The sequence below is a fragment of the Mobilicoccus sp. genome (assembly GCF_032060985.1).
Classification (GTDB): Bacteria; Actinomycetota; Actinomycetes; order Actinomycetales; family Dermatophilaceae; genus Mobilicoccus.
Genome location: NZ_DAMBGD010000033.1, coordinates 1 through 3609, shown reverse-complemented (window position 1 = coordinate 3609; position 3609 = coordinate 1). Strand labels below are relative to the sequence as shown.

The window sequence follows — 3609 nt, the reverse complement described above, 5'->3', positions numbered from 1 at the left end:
GGCGACATCCCACCCATCGAGTACGAAGACCTGTTCTACGCTGAGAACACCGAGCTGGCACCCGCCGTCCCGGCACAACCCGCTCTCCACTGAACCCGGGGCGATCCACTGCGGGCAAGGAACCCATGACCGACCGGCGTCCAGGCCGACCACGGCGTGCGCACCTCACGGTAGCCATTCGGCAATACGGTGCCCGAAATCCCCCTGCAGTCGGAGCGCTTCGCGCAGCAGTCCGATTTCTGCGCCCCGAGATCCCAGCAGTGCCGCCACCGCGCTGGCCTCTTGCCCCCTCACCCTGTTCAGCAGGTCGGGAAGGTAGAGAAGGTCATTCCATCGGGTGACAAGGAGCAGACAGCATGCCAATGCTTCATCGAAGCGGTGGAGCTGGTCGTACGCCGACATGCGCAACCTCAGCACTTCTCGGGGGTCGACGTCATGAGAGAGGTCTCCTGCCTCCGGTAACTGTCGGAGGATGCCAAGCACCTTCTCCGGTGCCGCCGTCCTGGCCGCGACCTGAGCCACGAGCAACCGTGCGAGCTGCGGAGAGCCACCTTGCTGGATGAAGCCTTGCGCGATCACCCCTGCCTCCGCGGCGCGCCCGGCCTCAAGAAGGGTCTCTACCTGCGCTTTCACCACTCGTTCCGCCGCGAGAGATCCCACCGGCAGGACTGATCTCGCCGCCGACAGTGCCGACAGCACCTCAGGCATCCGCCCCAGGCGCTGCAACGAACGGGCGAGATGGTACTGAGCAAGACCGATGGACAGAGGGTCGCCGGCTTCGGTTGCAGCTTCGACGTCCGCCTGCGCGATGGCTGCATTTCGTTCGGCTTTCGCTCGCCTGATCTCAGCGGTCGAGTATCCGAAGTGGTGAAAATGCAACTCGTCATCCTGCAGCTCACGACTGCATACCTGCCCGCCATCACGCCGCCGGACGGTTTCGTGGATCCTCCCGGCGTAGTCGACAGCCCCTACCCTGACGACCTTCTCGTAGATCGAGCGGCCGATGACGCGACCCGTCGAATCAAAATGGGAGAACGAGGCATTGAACACATCGATGCCATCAGCGCCGTCAAGAACCCGACCCAGGACGTCGGCATCTGCCACCACTCGCTCGTCAGCGTCGATGATCAAGGCCCACGAAGCTCGACTCATGGCCAACGACGCGTTCCGGGCGCGCGAGAAGTCGTCGTCCCAGTATCCCTGCTCGACGCGGCATCCCAGTCCACGAGCAATTCTCACGGTTGCATCGGTGGAGCCGGTGTCGTAGATCAGCACCTGCCCGAGCAGGGGACGGAGCGCCAGCAGTGAGCGGATGCACCCGGGGAGATTGTTCTCTTCATCCCGCACGATGAGGCAGGCATCAAGGCTCGCGCGGGCCGACGAATCCGCCCGCCGGCACGAGCCGCTCGCCGGCGTCATCGCCGAGGACCGGTCCGTCACCATCACGCGGTTGCGCCGCGCCCGCCCAGGCGTTCCCAGGTGAGGCTGCCTTCGCGCGGGTAGCGGTACTGCACGAGGAGGATGTCCCGCTCCGCACTTGTCAGGCTCGGTTTGGCGAACATGTCTTGACAGAAGTACAGATCCTGCCCGGACCTCAGGTCGTTGAACCGGGTTGAACCGATGGCCGCCCTCTTCCACGCCCGCGACCAGATATTTGGCCACATGTTGCCGCCATTGGAATGCACGCCACACGGATTGCGACCCATCATGAATCCAAAGTGCAGGATGTCCACATCGCCGGCATCTTTCAGACAACGGTCGATGGTTTCGAATACGCGCTCGTGAATGAAGTAGTCGTCACCGTCGAGAAACAGAACATACTCCCCCCGTGCGCAATCCAGGCCGACATTACGAGCCCGGCCGGCGCTTCCCACGTGAGCGACCAGCGGCTCGACCCCTGCTCGCCTGATCTCCGACACAGTGCCATCGGTGCAGGAGTCGGCCACGACGAGGATCTCGTAGTCGGAGAAGGTCTGATCGAGCACGCTTCGTACCGCCTGGAACACGTACTGCTCGATGTCGTGGGCAGGGATGACGACCGAGAACCTCACCTTGTCTCCCTCCGCTGTCGGCAACCGTCTCCGCCCCATCGGCCATGGCTCGACGCTCCTGAGCGGCACAGAAACAGCCTTCACGCCTCACCTCGAGGGCGAGATTGACGATGGGACAGTGTTCCTCGCGAGAAAGGCCCCTCCATGACCACGCCGGCAACGTCGACCTCCCGCATCATCCTGGCGACCACGTGGAGGCCGGCCGCCATGGTCGCCGCGTTCGTCTCCTCGGTCGCAGCGATCTCACCGAGCAACGCCGAGCTCGTTTTCGCCGTGCTCCGTGAACCTGCTGGTCAGGACGCTGACGCAGCCCGCATGGTCTTACGGGCGGCTGCGCCGGACCTTTCATGCTCGGTCACCGTCGAGTCCTTCACCGAGGTCCTCGAGAAGCCCTACTCCGTGGCGTTCATCCCTCCCGCCGACATGGGCGAGGCCTGGGAGGCCTTCGCGGTCGCACTCCGCGAGGTGGCGGATCTCCGTCCCGATGGCGCACGCCCCGGTGCGGGATTGCATGCGAGGCTGCAGACCTTTCGGGAACCGCAGACCTCTACGGCCCCGGCCGACAGCATGCCGACCCCGGCACCGACGACACCCCCCCGGTGGGCCACCTACCTCGGCGACCGGACAGCCTTGGTCAGGATGGCCTGGGGTGGACGCGTGGCCGTCCCCACCGAACACGTCTATCTGCTGGGAAATATCCTGGAGACGGGGATGTTCGAGCCCCGCTTCACCCGGTACCTCAGTCGCACCATCACTTCTGGCGACGTCATCGTCGACGTGGGTGCGAATATCGGCCTTCACACCACACTCATGGGCTCACTGGTGGGCGGATCCGGTCGCGTCGTCGCGTACGAGCCGTACCCCGACAACCTCTTCTGCCTGCGCAAGAGCATTGCCGCCAGTGGCCTCATCGGCTTGGTCGACGTTCGCGAGGCGGCCTGCTCAGACGCTGCCACCACCCTGCCGCTCACGGTCAGTCGGACGTGGCGGGGTCAGGGCACGCTGATGTACGACAAGGTGGAGGTCCTTCCGGGCGTGGTCGACCCTGACTCCTACCGGATCGACGTCCCGACGGTCCGCCTCGACGAGGATTTGCGGGAAGTCGAACGCATCGACTTCATCAAGATCGATGTCGAGGGCGCAGAAGAGCGGGTTCTGGCAGGAGCCTCTGGATTGCTGGAGAGCGACCGGGTCCGTCGCATCGCACTGGAGTGCTACCGGCACCACCTGGGAACCGATTGGGACGCCTTTGCAAGGCGCCTGCATCACATGGGGGCTCACGGATGGACGTTCCGCATCCTCGATGATCAGGGAAACGACTACGAGGTTCCGGCGAGCACGGTCACCGATCACGGGCACTTCGAGACGGTCATCATCGAGCCGGCCCGAACGGCCTGACCGCTGACACACCCACACCGACCGCGTCTGACGGCCTTGGTTGGGAGCACCAGCGCGACCAACCTGGTCACCACACCCTGCTGCGCATCCTCCGCAGTCACGGCACTGGGCTGACCCCGTTTTGTAGGTCCGGTGGTTCTGGGAGTCGTCCTGTCGCCCG

At 64.6% G+C, this 3609-nt stretch carries 3 protein-coding genes; 1 reads left to right on the top strand and 2 read right to left on the bottom strand.

The window, feature by feature from the left end:
- Window positions 1-165 precede the first annotated feature (165 nt).
- The gene (locus tag RT054_RS16450) at window positions 166-1443 is read right to left on the bottom strand and encodes a glycosyltransferase (RefSeq protein ID WP_313025683.1); all 1278 of its coding nucleotides are present in this window, start codon (window positions 1441-1443) and stop codon (window positions 166-168) included.
- Window positions 1443-2051: a glycosyltransferase family A protein gene (locus tag RT054_RS16445; RefSeq protein ID WP_313025681.1), complete on the bottom strand. Its 609-nt coding sequence runs from the start codon at window positions 2049-2051 to the stop codon at window positions 1443-1445. The genes RT054_RS16450 and RT054_RS16445 overlap by 1 nt, the downstream gene beginning before the upstream one ends.
- A gap of 144 nt (window positions 2052-2195) precedes the next feature.
- Between RT054_RS16445 and RT054_RS16440 the strand changes: the two genes are divergently transcribed.
- Window positions 2196-3449, top strand: a complete 1254-nt coding sequence (locus tag RT054_RS16440) for an FkbM family methyltransferase (RefSeq protein ID WP_313025679.1) — start codon at window positions 2196-2198, stop codon at window positions 3447-3449.
- The last annotated feature ends 160 nt before the right edge of the window (window positions 3450-3609 follow it).

Coding starts and splice junctions, on each gene's coding strand:
- RT054_RS16450 (WP_313025683.1), bottom strand. CDS start 1,443: ATGGTGACGGACCGGTCCTCGGCGATGACGCCGGCGAGCGGCTCGTGC.
- RT054_RS16440 (WP_313025679.1), top strand. CDS start 2,196: ATGACCACGCCGGCAACGTCGACCTCCCGCATCATCCTGGCGACCACG.